General features: G+C 38.4%; 12 protein-coding genes. 5 read left to right on the plus strand and 7 right to left on the minus strand.

All coding sequences use genetic code 11. From position 1 onward, the window contains the following. Positions 1-412 precede the first annotated feature (412 nt). Genes FFJ24_RS03895 through FFJ24_RS03915 form a run of 5 tightly spaced genes read right to left on the minus strand, consistent with a single transcriptional unit; the run spans position 413 to position 7,619 of the window. Entirely contained in the window at positions 413-2,197 is a 1,785-nt protein-coding gene (locus FFJ24_RS03895) for a hypothetical protein (RefSeq protein ID WP_138822744.1), read from the minus strand. Between the two features lie 2 nt (positions 2,198-2,199). Then, complete coding sequence (locus tag FFJ24_RS03900) at positions 2,200-4,332, minus strand: DUF4870 domain-containing protein (protein ID WP_138822746.1); 2,133 nt, start codon at positions 4,330-4,332, stop codon at positions 2,200-2,202. Further along, positions 4,319-5,683: a BatA domain-containing protein gene (locus tag FFJ24_RS03905; protein ID WP_138822748.1), complete on the minus strand. Its 1,365-nt coding sequence runs from the start codon at positions 5,681-5,683 to the stop codon at positions 4,319-4,321. Before FFJ24_RS03905 ends, FFJ24_RS03900 begins: the two co-directional genes overlap by 14 nt. 2 nt (positions 5,684-5,685) lie before the next feature. Beyond that, complete coding sequence (locus FFJ24_RS03910; RefSeq protein WP_246862734.1) at positions 5,686-6,573, minus strand: DUF58 domain-containing protein; 888 nt, start codon at positions 6,571-6,573, stop codon at positions 5,686-5,688. Further along, complete coding sequence (locus tag FFJ24_RS03915; RefSeq protein WP_138822750.1) at positions 6,573-7,619, minus strand: MoxR family ATPase; 1,047 nt, start codon at positions 7,617-7,619, stop codon at positions 6,573-6,575. The genes FFJ24_RS03910 and FFJ24_RS03915 overlap by 1 nt, the downstream gene beginning before the upstream one ends. A 101-nt stretch (positions 7,620-7,720) precedes the next feature. On the opposite strand from FFJ24_RS03915, the gene FFJ24_RS03920 reads away from it, so the two are divergent. Continuing rightward, positions 7,721-8,350, plus strand: a complete 630-nt coding sequence (locus tag FFJ24_RS03920; RefSeq protein WP_138822752.1) for a DUF4159 domain-containing protein — start codon at positions 7,721-7,723, stop codon at positions 8,348-8,350. 640 nt (positions 8,351-8,990) lie between these two features. On the opposite strand, the gene FFJ24_RS03925 is transcribed toward FFJ24_RS03920, so the two are convergent. Then, entirely contained in the window at positions 8,991-9,458 is a 468-nt protein-coding gene (locus tag FFJ24_RS03925; protein ID WP_138822754.1) for an Lrp/AsnC family transcriptional regulator, read from the minus strand. 321 nt (positions 9,459-9,779) lie between these two features. Here FFJ24_RS03925 and serC point away from each other — a divergent pair, with 321 nt between their 5' ends. The 4 genes from serC (at position 9,780) to FFJ24_RS03940 (ending at position 13,147) form a co-directional block, all read left to right on the plus strand. Continuing rightward, entirely contained in the window at positions 9,780-10,877 is a 1,098-nt protein-coding gene (gene serC, locus FFJ24_RS03930) for a 3-phosphoserine/phosphohydroxythreonine transaminase (protein ID WP_138822756.1), read from the plus strand. Positions 10,878-10,888: 11 nt separating this feature from the next. Next, positions 10,889-12,010, plus strand: coding sequence for a DUF1015 family protein (locus FFJ24_RS03935; RefSeq protein WP_138822758.1), 1,122 nt, complete (start codon positions 10,889-10,891; stop codon positions 12,008-12,010). A gap of 26 nt (positions 12,011-12,036) precedes the next feature. Further along, positions 12,037-12,183 carry a hypothetical protein gene (locus FFJ24_RS25960; RefSeq protein WP_168202379.1) on the plus strand — a complete coding sequence of 49 codons (147 nt, stop codon included), beginning with the start codon at positions 12,037-12,039 and terminating at the stop codon, positions 12,181-12,183. A 172-nt stretch (positions 12,184-12,355) separates the two neighbouring features. After that, a complete protein-coding gene (locus tag FFJ24_RS03940; RefSeq protein WP_138822760.1) occupies positions 12,356-13,147 on the plus strand; it encodes a lacto-N-biose phosphorylase central domain-containing protein in 792 nt (263 codons plus the stop codon). A 4-nt stretch (positions 13,148-13,151) separates the two neighbouring features. On the opposite strand, the gene FFJ24_RS03945 is transcribed toward FFJ24_RS03940, so the two are convergent. After that, positions 13,152-13,712 carry a DUF1543 domain-containing protein gene (locus tag FFJ24_RS03945; protein WP_138822762.1) on the minus strand — a complete coding sequence of 187 codons (561 nt, stop codon included), beginning with the start codon at positions 13,710-13,712 and terminating at the stop codon, positions 13,152-13,154. Positions 13,713-14,274: the final 562 nt, after the last annotated feature.

Raw genomic sequence — 14,274 nt, forward strand, 5'->3', positions numbered from 1 at the left:
TATTATAACATTTTAGTTTCAAAGCTGAAAAAAGAGTTGTTTTTTCTATTGAGGTTTTTTTAGCCACAGATGAACACAGATTTTTTGCGTGTATTCTTTTTTGTCATTCTGAACGTAGTGAAGAATCTTTTAATGATATATTATTTATTAAGCTGTTCTCCATTCGCTTTATTTTTCATCCTAAACGAAGTCGAAGGATAATTTAACCACATAAGGCATTTAAGTTACATATAAGTCCAAAAGTACTTTCATTAGAAACAAATGTTAGTGTGATTTCTAACACACCTGACTTCGTCATTTCGGCTGAAGCTGCTGGTTTTTCATCAGTAGTGGAATTGAGAATCTGTTTTAAGAGGTTTTATTGTTAGATCTCTCCATTTCGCTTTGCTTCAGTCGAGATGACGAATCGATTTTAAAAAGCCAAAATCCTCGCTTCATACCATAGGAAGGCAGCAGCGAATAAGAATGCGGCAAAGAACCACCAGATTGATACTTCTTCTGTTAATACAATATCCGCTAACTGTGTTTTAGTGTCGATCTGGCTTAAATTCTGGATAAACTGATGCGTATCGTTTAAAGTTTGCTGGTATTTCAGCGCTTGCCAGTCGTTTTTTCGATAAATATAGATCGGCTCGATCGTTTGATTTACCTGTAGGTTAGTCCAGCCCGACTTTTGGGGCCAATAAAGCGCATCCCATTGGAAAGGAAGTTCCATATTTTGTCTCGGGCTAAGTTGAACGTCATCGACCTTCAAGATTGGTAATTTGCCCGCTGCTGATAAATCTGTAATAATCCTCGTTTTTTGATTCACAACAGGGAATTGGGGGATGATGTTAACCGATTGGATATCGTTTCTTTTTCTTGCTGCACTGGCCAAAAGTTTAGACCAATAGGCGGCATAATCTGTTTTTTCTCCTGAAAGTATCCAGTTGTATGTGGAAGAAAGTGCAGAGACTAATATTTTGCCATAACCGTTGATGGTGCTAGTTACCAACGTTTTTCCGCTTACATCAGCAATAACCGGCTGCTCATTTTGGTTTGTCTTTAAAAATAATCCTTGTTCGATCTGCAATGGACTAAACTTGAAATGATCCTCTGCAAGCATTAAATTAAGTTTTTTTCCTTTTAAAGGAGGAATTTCAAACCTGTTGGATTTACCACTTAGCGTTGTTAAAGCTTTTGAGTCTGTTACCCTGATTAATAAGCCCATTCCGTTATTAATGGCAATATTTATCGAAGACCTTTCGCCGGAACTTAAGGCGGCCAATTCTTCTTCGTCAATAATAAGGATGTCAAATTTTTTTAAAGCTGAAGTACTGATCTGGTTGAGATTCACGCTATCCAGGTTCAGGAAATCGGATGCATATTTATTCTTACTGATCTGACTTCTGAAAGCCAGCGGATATTGATTTTCATACAGCCAGTTTTTTAAGAATTTATATTCAAAATCGGGAAAAGAGGCTAAAATCAGTACTTTCATCGGTGTCTGATCACCAACCTGTACCGGCAAAGGTTCTTTGGCCAGGGTATCGTTTTTTTGTAAAGCAATTATTTCGTAAACAGCTTTGCCTAATTGTTTTGGATGGGTTTTAAGTGAAAAGGATTTACTCGATTCCGCTTCAACAGTCGTAGAATCTACCGCTTTGCCTAAACCTTTGAGCACGAGTTTAACCGCTTGATTGCTGGTATTTTGATAGGTTCCCTGAACATTCAGCACCTCGCTTGTTTTTAATTTTGCTGGCCAAGTGGCCACAACAATACCATTTGGGCTTATTGATGGGTGGAAATTAACCTGATAGTCTTTTAGATTTTCCAGTTCAACCTTACTTAAACCATAACCGTAAATGTTCAGTTTCCGGATATTTGGTTTCGATTTCAAGAAATAGGAGAGGTCGGAAAGGATTATGGCTTTCTCATTTTTTAAATCTACCGATGGAAGTGCATATTTTTTTTCCTTTAGTTTTGCTACAGAATCGGGATTTGTGCCGTCGGTGAGTAAAATAATTTCATCAGGATTTTGTTTTAGGTGTGTTTCGTATCTGATCGGTACAATTAACAGGACAAAACAGCCCATGGCAACGATATTCGCTAAAATTCGCCATATTAATCTGGCCCGGTTTGCCCTGCGCACCTCTTTGTAAAGTAAAAAGGCCATTAATAATAAACCAGCCAGTATAGCGATGTATTTAAATTCCATATCTATCTGCCTGCTTTATTGAGGTTATTAAAATAGTCCTGGTACAATGCCGAAGCTGGGCCAGCACTTTGTGTTTGCGGTTTGGCCGGTTCGACATTGATCATTTTCTGTATGGCCTGCTGCACCACATCGATATCTTTAAGCATTGGTTTATTTGCTGCGCCTAACCTCCTTAAACTTGTTAGGGCATTTAAATAGGTTGAGGGATGATCTGCAGCAGCACCGATCATGTATTTTTCTGTTTCGCCAAGCAAGAACCGATCTTGATCATTAAAATTTTTACCAGTTTTTCTGTTTTCTAATAAGGCAAGCACCGTTTTTAAATAAACCGTTCGTTTTTCTTTTTGCTCGAAAGTCATTTTCTGCACGGGTTGTGTAATTTTATCCAGCTCACCACTTAAACGTTTCTCCGGTTTTAAAGCTGAAACTTTAACTGTGGTTTTAGCTACATAGGCCCGCGATTTCTGTTGCAGGTCTTTGAGCAATCTCAATGCTTTATATTCGTAAGGTAATGCTTCCTGTGGTTTGTAAGTCCGTAAACGCAACTCAGCATTCCACATTTCGGTTAAAACGGCTTTTAATTGCACTTTCATTTCGGGTTCGAAAAAAGTGGCATCTTCAGCGATATCATGTTTATGGGCATATTTGTCCATAATTGTACTTACATCACCAAATTTTTCACCTTCAGCTTTGTGTTCAGTAAGTTCATCATGGTCGTCGTGATCACCGCCGATTTCAGTTTCGTTCTCTTCACCTAAAAACTGCCCGTAACGCAACCTTAATAACTTTTGATCAATACCCAGGTCGTTACTTCTGGTTTTAAAAGTTGCAGCAGGCAATGTTGATTGTTCTTTTAATAATTTTTCGGTATCAATAATGATCTGTCTTTCGCTCCTGAAATATTCGGGAACGAGGTTAACGCCATTGGTCATGCCTGCCAAACTCATTAGCTCAGTAGTATCTACGATCGAAACAAAGTAAACATCTGAACGGCTCGATTGACCATGGTTATCCATCGCTTTGATGAAAAAATAAAGCTCATTACCCGGTTTCATGCCAAGGCTTTTTAAATCAATCAGTTTGCTAAGCGCAATGCTTTTTTTGTTGTCGAAATTGGTGTTAAAAGAGAGTTTTTTCTCGGTAAAACTTACGCCTTCCCCTTTTCCACTGGCCATGGTTGCGGAGATAAAAGCATCGTTAATGCCATAGTCATCTGTAAGTGATACGTTTAGGTTAATCCTTTGCGGCTGACCGATATCGATGATGGTGTGCTGTTTGGGATGCGTGATTTTAATGGCAACCGGCAGATCGGGAATCACTTCAATCTGGTAGAGATCTGATTTTTTGCCATCAAGATCCAGCTGGTAGAAGCCAGGTTTGTTGATGATCTTGCTATAAGTCCATTGCGTATGCGCTGCATTTAAAGCTTTTAAGGGCGCAATTTCATTATCGCTAAAAATAAGTTTTAACTTTTTAATGCCAGTGTTCGTCTCAATTTTCCAATTCACTGTAGCGCCTGTTTCGGCAGCAATGCTAAATTGCTTTTGTTTTCGTTCTGCTTTTCTGGTATAGGCCGGCGGAATGATGGTGGCGCTAAAAGTGGAAATCTCTGCAGGTATATTTTCTTTTATCGCAGGAACCGGCTTTTGAATTTCCTCCGTAGTGGAATCTGTTTTGCTGATTTGAGGAATTTTTGTAATCCCAAAGCTGATGATCAATGCCACAACGAGTATCCCTAAACCAGAATATAACCTTTTAACGGGTTCTTTCGGCTGCGCCAAATTTGGAATGATGTTTTCTATTTTGTTGCGCTGCAGCTGTTGCAGCATGGATAATTCTGTTTCGTTCTGAAGTAGTAAATCGGCACTTTCTTCCAGCTCGGGATAACGGTTATTAAGAAACCTCGAAACATCAAAGTCAGTAGTTCTCCAAACCGGTTTGCTGGATAATAAAATGGCGGCAACAATAGTGAAAATAACAGCAAAAATCCAGGCAGGTAAATGCAGCAGATAAAAACCTGTAACCGATAAAAGTAAAGCAATGCCTAACGCAATGGCAAGGGTGCCGGTCAGGTAAAAACTGATCCACCTTGTTTTCAGGTTACGTATCCAATTTTGTCCTTCAGTTTTTAACATCGTTTGGTTTTTTTCTGAATGATAAAATACGTTCACCTGTAAAAATCAGAAATGCTGCTACCCAAAATAGGTTTTCCAAAGGTTCGTTTTTGATCGTTTTAGCTTCAATCTCTGTTTTATTTTGCTCAATTAATCCATTTTGTGATACCAAACGCTGATCAGCAGGATGGTCTTCAAAGCCAAAATCATTCGATTTTTTGTCCTGGATAACTATTGGCATTAGTGCCTTCACAAATAATCCATCCCAAACCAAATCATTCCATTGCGGGATGAAGCGGCTGTAAAAATGAAAAATGTTTAAATTATTGGTCTTGTTCTTTGTTAAAATCGCGTTTCCAAAACCATCGGTCCATATTTTTTCTGCCTGCTGATCTAACTCAATTCTTTTGCTCAGTTTAATCTGACGGCCTTCCAGGTTAATAAAGGATGCTGAAGCCACCAATTTACCTTTTTCGTATCGAAATAATGTTCCATCTGGTGCAATTGATGATCTGAAATCTGTTGAAACCGGATTATCCGATAACCAAAAACCAATGGATGCTTTTTCTGCAGCTGCATTGATGATAATTTTTCGCTTAGTGAAACTTTCAATGGCTTTTAAGGCTGCAATTAAATATTTACGGTCTGTAGTGCCCGAATTTTCATGTATAGCTACTCTTATCGGTTCTTCATCTGACGAATTCAAGGCTTGGTAGGTTGTATTGGAAGGGTTGGATTTCGCTTCATACTTTTTCCCTGCATAAGTGGCAATCCAATTGCTTAATGTATCGCTTTGCTTTAAAGGAACCCTGTTCAGTTTATAATTTACAGCAGGCAGTTCATTCCCAAAACGGTTTAAGTGGTGGTCGGCAAAAAAATAAACTTTAGCTCCCGGTGGAACAAATTGATTGGCTGCACTAAATAATGCGGTATAACTTAAGGTATTAACCTGTTTTGTTTCATCAAGAACAGTATCTTTTAAGTTTAATGGTTTAAAACCTACATTAAAATCGTGGATTTCATAACCTTTTTTTAATAATGAATCGACTGTTTTTTGATGCGTTTTAAAAACCCGGGGAAAATTGTTTTTCTCTACTAAAATCCATCCGTTCTTACTACGTGCAGATACTATTTTTTTAAGATAAGGATGCGCCAAAACGAATGCCAGCAGTACCAAAAGTAAACAGCGCAGCACAAATAAAAGCCAGTCGTTAATTTTGAAGCTTTTCGAACTGGCGCTAGAACTTTCGCCCAGCAAAGCAATGCTGCCGATTTTAAGGATTTTACCTTGTTTAACATTCCACAGGTGTATAATGAGCGGCACAATGATACCAGCAAGCGCAAATAAACCTATGGAATATAAAAAATGCAATGTTAAATTTTGAGTTTACTTCTTTGTTTTAAAAAATCCCTTAATGCCTGGTCTAAAGGTTCGTCGGTTATAATTGTCCGGTAAAAAATCCTTCTATCCAGCAGTTTTATCCTGGCTTCTTCCAGGTAAGCATTAAGTTTGTTTTGATAGTTGGTTCTTGCTTTGGTTTGATCAATCTGAATGGTTTCTCCTGTTTCCAGGTCTTCGAAAGTCGTATAACCTTTAAAATCCAGGTTCAGTTCATTTCTTGATAACAGATGGAAAACCACGATTTCGTGCCTTAAAGTATTCAACATATCTAATAATTTAATGATTTCATCGTCTTTTTGGTAAAGATCGGTAATGAAAATCAGCAATTCGCGTTTTTGGGCTCCGGCAAACAATTCTTTATAATGAATGGGTTTGGTAAATGTTCCATCGGGATGAATCTGCTCCAATTGGTAAAACAACCGGGCCAAATGCTGGTAATCCTGCTTGGGGGTCATGGAGAAAATGCCCGAGTTTTTCAGTACATACAAGCCAATCGCATCACCCTGCAAATTGGCAAGGTAAGCTAAAGAGGCACTGAGGTACCTTGCATAATCAATTTTGGTAAAATCGCCATCGCTATGGTTCATCGAAGCACTGGCATCAATTAAAATGCGCACGGCAATATTGGTTTCTACTTCCGATTCCCGGATATAATAACGGTCGGAGCGGGCAAACATTTTCCAGTCGAGCGAGCGCAGATCGTCACCGGGCTGATAACTTCTATATTGGCTAAACTCCAATCCCGGTCCTTTTACGGTACTTTTATTAATGCCGTTCATAAAACCATCGACCGTCATTTTAGCCGATAATGAAAGGTCTTTAATGGCCATCAATATTTTAGGATCGAGCAGTTTACTCATTAAATATTGGCTTTTGGTTTCGAAATGGCTTTGATCAGTTCATCGGTAACTTTGTCGGATGAAACATTTTCAGCTTCTGCCTTAAAATTCATCAATACCCTGTGGCGCAATACCGGATAAGCCATGGTCTGTAGATCTTCTGAAATTACGGCGTATCTGCCTTTAAATAAGGCTCTTGCTTTGGCTGTTAAAATCAGTGCCTGTCCTGCCCGCGGACCAGCACCCCAACGTACCCATTCTTTTACAAAATTTACCGTGGTGGTATCAGGCCGGGTGGCACGTATAAGCTCGCTTACATAAGTAATTAAATCATCGCTGATGCTTACTTCGCGGGTAATGGCCTGAAGTTCTTTGATTTCTTCTGCACCGATAATCGGGTTGATCACTGCTTTTTTACTGCCTGTGGTACTGCTTAAAATCTGTGTTTCCTCGGCTGCGGTAGGATAACCGATTTTGATGTATAACAGAAAACGGTCTAATTGTGCTTCGGGTAGTGGATAGGTTCCGGCTTGTTCAATCGGATTTTGCGTGGCCAGGATAAAAAATGGGCGGTCTAAAGGATAGGTTTGTCCGCCGTAGGTTACTTCAAACTCTTGCATAGCCTCCAATAATGCCGATTGTGTTTTAGGCGGAGTCCGGTTTACTTCATCTGCCAGAATAATGTTGGCGAATAAAGGTCCTTTATTAAATTTAAAAAAACGTTTTCCCGTTACATGGTCTTCTTCCAGTATTTCAGTGCCCACAATATCGGTAGGCATTAAATCAGGCGTGAACTGAATCCTTCTGAAAGAAAGATCTAAAGCCTGCGACATTGTCCTTACCATTAAAGTTTTTGCCAAACCCGGTACACCTTCCAGTAAACAATGTCCGCCGGCCATTAATGCAATCAGCATTTCTTCAATAATTACATCCTGACCAACAATTACCTTCTGTATTTCGCTTTTTAACAGGGAGATCTTATCGATCAATATTTTTAAGTGGCTTTCTGAACGCTCCAAAACGGTTGATTTTTTAGTATAATGATATGGTGCTTCAATATAGTGCATATTGGTAGATAGTTTTAATCCCCGGAAAAGAATATCAAAAAATTTACAAGATAATTTGGATAAAAAACTCGAATAATAAAAAATGAAGGTAATTTTAGGCTGTGCGAAGAGCTAAATTTACATTTGCGAGGTTAAAATATAATTCGGGCGACTGGGATACGGATCAACGTATGCCTTCTAATCTCTTAAATTCTCTGCTGGAGTATACCACCATTCCTTTAGACGAAGAAGAGAAAATTGTAGAATTGAGCAGTCGGGACTTATTTAAATATCCTTTCTGTTATTTAAGCGGACATAAACTGGTACAGTTTAGCCAGCAGGAAGCTGTAAATTTTAAAACTTATGTGCACAACGGAGGCTTCGTTTTTGTGGATGATTGTAACCACGATATTGATGGTTTGTTTGCCCGCTCGTTCGAAACACAAATGAGTAATCTTTTTGGCCCTCAGGCTTTAAAGAAAATCCCAAATAACCATGGTATCTACAATGCTTTCTTCAGGTTTGAGAAAGGCCCGCCAACAACTTCTTTTGAACTAAATGGCTGGGGTGATGATCTGGTGCACGATTACCTGAAAGCCATTACCATTAATAATAGGATAGGGGTACTCTACAGCAATAAAGATTATGGCTGCGAATGGGATTACGATTTCAGGAACAAACGTTTTTTGGCAGAGGATAACACCAGGTTTGGGGTGAATATTATCCTGTACGCCATGGGGATTAACAGTTAGCGGTTGAATTTCCAAAGTTTGAATAACCCATAATATCCATGCGCATCCTTTCCATAAAGAATACATCCCTGTTGTCATTCTGAACGCAGTGAAGAATCTTTTAAAAGGTAGTCATTACAATAAAAGATCCTTCGTTGCACTACCATTGACGTTATTTTGTAATTGCTTATTAATGAATGGATTGTGATATCATGCATTTCCGTATAGCTAGGCCATAGCACAGTATCACCGTTCTACTTAAAACCGGCCTAATAAATTTTTCGGACTGCACTGTTCCAGCCATAACACTGGCTTCAAAAGAAAACGGCGAAGCCCTCATGAATGCAGCTAAAAGTTATAAACAACAAATGAATAAATTTTCAGCCGGCATTTTTTGTTACTTTTTGATGCCAAAAATTAATAGCCCTTCGGCGGCGGCGAGCCGAGGCAAGAATTGTGCAAAGGAAAAAACGTCGATCATATTGATTTTTATACAATAAATTATCCTTCAGGATGACAATTCAGAAACAGTGTTGGATTCCAAGTTCGCTGTTTTTTGTTGCTGTCAGCTGTTATCATCTGACAGGTTTAGCGCATTCATTAAGCCCGGGAAGCAGCAAATGCTAACATCTGCCATCACGCTTACTGCTGATTAGCCAAGCTACAACGCATAAGCCGTTTCGGCCTTTGATTGATTCAGTACTAAAAAGCTCTGGATATTTCCTACATAAGCCAGTGCACCTATATTGTCTCTGAGGAAATTGTTATAAGAAACCATATCGGGCATGGCCACTTTAAGCATAAAATCAAAATGACCAGTAAGGTGGTAACATTCCATCACTTCCGGGTATTTCTCCATTTCAGTCTTGAATGCTTTTACAATATCTTCCGAATGCATGGTAAGTTGAATATGTGGAAAAGCAATAAAATGCGATCTCAGTTTATCAATATCTACAATGGCAACTGTTGATTTAATGTAGCCATTTGCCCGCAGTTTTTTAATACGTTCTACAATATGGGTCATGCTTTTCCTAAGCTTGCCTGAAACTTCTTTGTAAGTTAATAATCCGTCACGTTGTAAAAGATTTAGGATTTCGATATCAGTCTGATCAACTTTTTGAGGTTGCATGTAAATACTTAGTGTATAATCGTTTCTATTTTGTTAACTTTTGTGAAGCTTAAAAATAGTTAAAATAAGATGTATTTATTTAATTTATTGTGTTTTTTTAAAAATACACTTAGTGTATAAATTACAATAATGAGGGGGATTTCAGGGTGTCAATAAAAATTATATTCTGTTATCTTATTTTCCTGATAGGCTAAACCAAATTTTAGGATGTTAAGGGTTTAGTAAAAAATAATTTTTACCAAAAAAACAGCTTGTTGCGGTATAATATGCTTAACTACTGATCTTTATGCTGTAATTAATCTAACCAAATATTATTTTCTCATGCATAAAAAACACAACTTCGGTGCCGGTCCTTGTATATTGCCGTCATCTGTAATGGAACAAGCTGCGCAGGCCGTAATTAATTGGCGAGGGATAGGTTTATCTATTCTGGAAATCTCTCATCGGTCGCCGGAATTTGAAGATGTGGTACTTAAAACCCAGCTTTTGGTTCGCGAGTTATTGTCTGTTCCTGATCACTACTCCGTACTTTTTTTACAGGGCGGGGCCAGTACACAATTTGCTATGGTTCCGATGAATTTTTTAGACGCAGAAAAAAAAGCTGCTTATCTTGATACCGGGTATTTTGCACAGAAAGCCATTAAAGAGGCCAGTTTATTTGGTGAAGTGGAGGTTGTAGCCTCTTCTAAGGATAAAGATTATGCATATATTCCAGCAGAGTTTAATAATGATAAGCAAGCTGCATACCTGCACTATACTTCGAATAACACGATTGAGGGGACAGAAATCTTTGATTTTTCGACCGGAGGTGCACCATTGATATGCGATATGTCATCAGATATTTTTTCGAGGAAAATTAATGTAGCTGATTTTGATCTTATTTACGCAGGTGCCCAAAAGAATATGGGCCCCGCTGGAATGACGCTGGTTATTGCTAAAAACGAATTTCTTAACCAGGCAAAAAAAGAAATTCCCTCAATGATGGATTACCGGATATTCCGCGATAATATGAGCATGTACAATACACCACCGGTTTTTTCTATTTATGTAGCCATGCTTAATTTATTGTGGCTTAAAGATCAGGGCGGCGTAAGTGGAATAGAGCAAAAAAATATAGCAAAGGCAGAATTATTATATGCCGAAATAGACCGGAATCCGCTATTCTATGGTACGGCAGATGTTGAGCATCGCTCCCGAATGAATGTTACTTTCTTAGCTGTTAATAAAGAGGTAGAGACCGGATTCTTAAAATATGCAGCAAACCAGGGGATTGTTGGCATAAAAGGTTATAGAACAGTTGGCGGATTCAGGGCTTCGCTTTACAATGCACTTCCATTATCGAGTGTTGAGGTGCTGGTAAATGCCATGGTCAGTTTTGAAAAAATATACAGCGATAAAACAGTTCTTGAACTAGAATAATCCGTTAAACGATGATAAAAATCTCACCATTAAAGGCATTACAGCCGGGCAAAGAAATATTTGAGCTGATGATTTCTGATCAGGTAAACGGTAAAGCGCATAAAAATGAGGAACTTTCTTTTGAAGACCTGCTCAACCTGTTTGGATGTCCTTTAGATAATCGGCCTGCTATTTATGTTTATGCGTTCCGTAGCGAATCTGGTATAATGAGGGGAATTTGGGCGGATATCGATCTCTCTCAAACACCAGTAGATGCAATTAAAAGGCACGAAGAAACGGTATCATCGAAAGTAGAATCGCTTAAAATAGAACGGAAAAGTAAGGCAATACAAAAATCGCCGATCTTACTGGTCCACAAAAAAGATAAAACCTTAGATGCGCTTATTGATTTTGTAGTGCGTACGCGTAAGCCTTTAGTGAATGAATGGTCACAAATGGACCATTTTCTTTACCAGGTATTGGAAGAAGAGGTGATTGAAAAATTTGTTGAAGAATTTATGAAGCTTAACGCAGTTTACCTTGCCGATGGCCATCACCGTTTAGAAGCAGCGTATTCACTACAGGAAAGCAGGCCTCAGCAGATCAGTTCGCTACTCGTTTCTGCCGATGTAATTTCTATAGGTGCCTTTCATAGAATGGTTTCAGGTATAGATATTTCTTATTCTTTATTGATGGAAAAACTAAAACAGTATTATTATATCTCAAAAATTCCCAATAACAAGGCTTATAAACCTGATCAGAAGAATAGATTGGGCTTTTATTTTAAAGGTGAATGGTATCAGCTGGATTTAAATAACGCTTCTTTTGCATTGTCAGTAATACCTGATACAGTGATTTTACAAGATCAAATCCTTTCAGCTGTGCTGGGTATTCATAAACCGAAGGAAGATGAAAGGCTGATCTGCTTTCCGGATTGCGAATGGACTCAATTTCTTACTGAGTTGGATCGTGATGAAACTTCGATTGGCTTTTCGCTCTTTCCAATGACAGCCGATGCATTTATAACAGTTGCAGAAAAGGGCGAATTTTTGCCACCCAAATCTACCTGGATAGCGCCGAAGGTTCCTAAAGGGCTTATGGCAAGTAGCCCGGAAGCCATATTGGCGAAAGGTGAACAAGTAAGAATAAATTAATGGTTTAAACCTATAAAATAAACGATATGTTCGATCTCGACTTAGAAAATATAGCGCAGATAGGCACCACCTTCCTGATAGTTGCGTTCTTTTTAGTGGCTTTGTACAAAAAGCGACTGAAGGTAAATAAGAGAAAAAATGATGCCGGGCAGGATTATATGCATTGGCTATAATGCTGTTATATTGATTTCAACCATGGCGGTATTTTTTATTCTGGCCAATCAATTTAGCTTGATGTAGCGTAAGTTTTATCTTTGATGATGTCTTTGTGGGGTGATTATAACAATTTCATTATAGTTAAATTTCATACTTTTGGGTGATTAACCAATTACACCCGATATGTTTATGAAAATGCTTTTTAAAGCTTGCATACTTTCTGTTTTAATCTGTTCATCTATCCTGGTAAGTGCACAAACTGTTACTTTAGATTATTTTTTTAATCACGAAACCCGAAAAAATAAAGCGGGAGAGGTAGAGCGTTTTCATTACCTGTGGAATGAACAGGCCATGAGTGGTTTTTCCATTTTTGGTAATGTATTTAAAAAAGAAGGATTTAAATTGGATTCGCTTGAAACAGCACCAACAATAGCTAATTTAAAAGGAAGTGATATCTACTTAATTGTAGATCCCGATCGTCCGAAAGAAAACCCTAGGCCGAATTACATAGAGGCTGACCACATTACTGCAATTTCTGCCTGGGTAAAGCAGGGTGGGGTATTGGTAATGTTTGCCAACGACAGCGCAAATGTAGAATTACCGCATTTTAATAAACTGGCTAATGTATTCGGTATGCATTTTACCAACGAAATGCAGAACCATGTAATTGATGATGCACATTTTGAAGATGGCGGTATCGTGATCAAAAATAATCCGGTGTTTAAAACGGCCAAAAAAATCTTCATGAAAGATGTATGCGCTATCGACACCAAAAATGGTGCAAAACCGGTTTTGAAAAATGCAGCTGGTGCAACGGTTATTGCCGCTACCAGATTTGGTAAAGGAAATGTAATTGCCATTGCCGACCCCTGGTTGTACGATGAATATGTAAATGGCCGTTTGCCAAAAGAGATGGGCTTCGAAAACGATAAAGCTGCCTACGATCTGGTGGTTTGGTTAAAAAGCCTCGTTAAAAAATAATCGCTTAAAGTTTATCCAACTTAAAATAGCCCAAATGAATCTCATCTTCAGCTAATCCTGAAGATGGTTTTATTTCGATGTGGTATTTCTGTTTGGCCTCTTCACTTAAAATATCCTCAATTTTATAAATATCATCTACATCGATGCCATATTTTTCGTCGATATGAGAATTGGCACCTTTTATCGAATTGGTTTTAAAAAATACCGTTTTCTTGGCATCCTGTATAGCTTTGGCCCTTTCATCATGAACCGATAGGACTATATGGTGCTGTTCATATAATTTGTTGGATAAATAGCCCCCAAGGTTGATAAAGAACAATTTATGTAGCGATGGCGATGTATGCTCATCCCTTAATTTAATACTGATTCCATAATCATCAACTTTGGTTACTTCGCGCCAGCCATCAATATGCAGGCTTGTACCTGTTCCCGGCCAAAATGCCTTAATTTCGGGCACGAGATCTTTTAGCGAATGGGCGATGCCGAAGAAATAGTCATGCTGCTCTACGTTTCTTTTTGGGGCTTTCGAGCCCAGTAAAATCATATATAGTTTTAAATCGTTCATAAGTTTAATTGTTCACTGGTACATTAGCTCATTGGTCGTTCGTTCATTTAACATTGGTTGATTGACGCCAAACGCTCAACTCCTAACTCACTCATCTGTTAACAGCATTAATCAAAATAGGTTCTTGGAGTTTTGAGATTTTCTTTGTTTTTTTAACCACCGAGATCACAAAGAATAGCACAGAGGGCAAAGAGTTGAAGACAGACTCCAATAGAATGGTCGTCATTCTCGCGCAGGCGGGAATCTTAAAGCGCTTGCATTACGATTATTCATAAGTTTCCCTTGTTTCAAAGGCATTCATGAGCACTCCGTGGTTCCCAATCGAGTTGCGGATGACGATCTCTCACCGTCCACGATTCGCAAAAAAAACTGTCATTATATTGATTTTATAAAACAAATTATCCCTCAGGATGACAACCACGAAAGAGTTTTACCCCATTACACAACTCCATGGCAATAAATTCCATCATCCCTCTTACATTTTCCATCATCATCGTACTTCTTCCGATTTTCTACTTTATTAACAAACAAACAAAACAATTTTCCTTTTTTAAGATTGTAT

The organism is Pedobacter sp. KBS0701 (genome assembly GCF_005938645.2).
Taxonomy (GTDB): Bacteria; Bacteroidota; Bacteroidia; order Sphingobacteriales; family Sphingobacteriaceae; genus Pedobacter.

Excerpts from the sequence above, each read along its gene's own strand:
- serC (WP_138822756.1), top strand. The coding sequence starts at position 9,780 with ATGCATAAAAAACACAACTTCGGTGCCGGTCCTTGTATATTGCCGTCA.
- FFJ24_RS03900 (WP_138822746.1), bottom strand. The coding sequence starts at position 4,332 with ATGTTAAAAACTGAAGGACAAAATTGGATACGTAACCTGAAAACAAGG.
- FFJ24_RS03910 (WP_246862734.1), bottom strand. The coding sequence starts at position 6,573 with ATGAGTAAACTGCTCGATCCTAAAATATTGATGGCCATTAAAGACCTT.
- FFJ24_RS25960 (WP_168202379.1), top strand. The coding sequence starts at position 12,037 with ATGTTCGATCTCGACTTAGAAAATATAGCGCAGATAGGCACCACCTTC.
- FFJ24_RS03915 (WP_138822750.1), bottom strand. The coding sequence starts at position 7,619 with ATGCACTATATTGAAGCACCATATCATTATACTAAAAAATCAACCGTT.
- FFJ24_RS03945 (WP_138822762.1), bottom strand. The coding sequence starts at position 13,712 with ATGAACGATTTAAAACTATATATGATTTTACTGGGCTCGAAAGCCCCA.
- FFJ24_RS03895 (WP_138822744.1), bottom strand. The coding sequence starts at position 2,197 with ATGGAATTTAAATACATCGCTATACTGGCTGGTTTATTATTAATGGCC.
- FFJ24_RS03940 (WP_138822760.1), top strand. The coding sequence starts at position 12,356 with ATGAAAATGCTTTTTAAAGCTTGCATACTTTCTGTTTTAATCTGTTCA.
- FFJ24_RS03935 (WP_138822758.1), top strand. The coding sequence starts at position 10,889 with ATGATAAAAATCTCACCATTAAAGGCATTACAGCCGGGCAAAGAAATA.
- FFJ24_RS03925 (WP_138822754.1), bottom strand. The coding sequence starts at position 9,458 with ATGCAACCTCAAAAAGTTGATCAGACTGATATCGAAATCCTAAATCTT.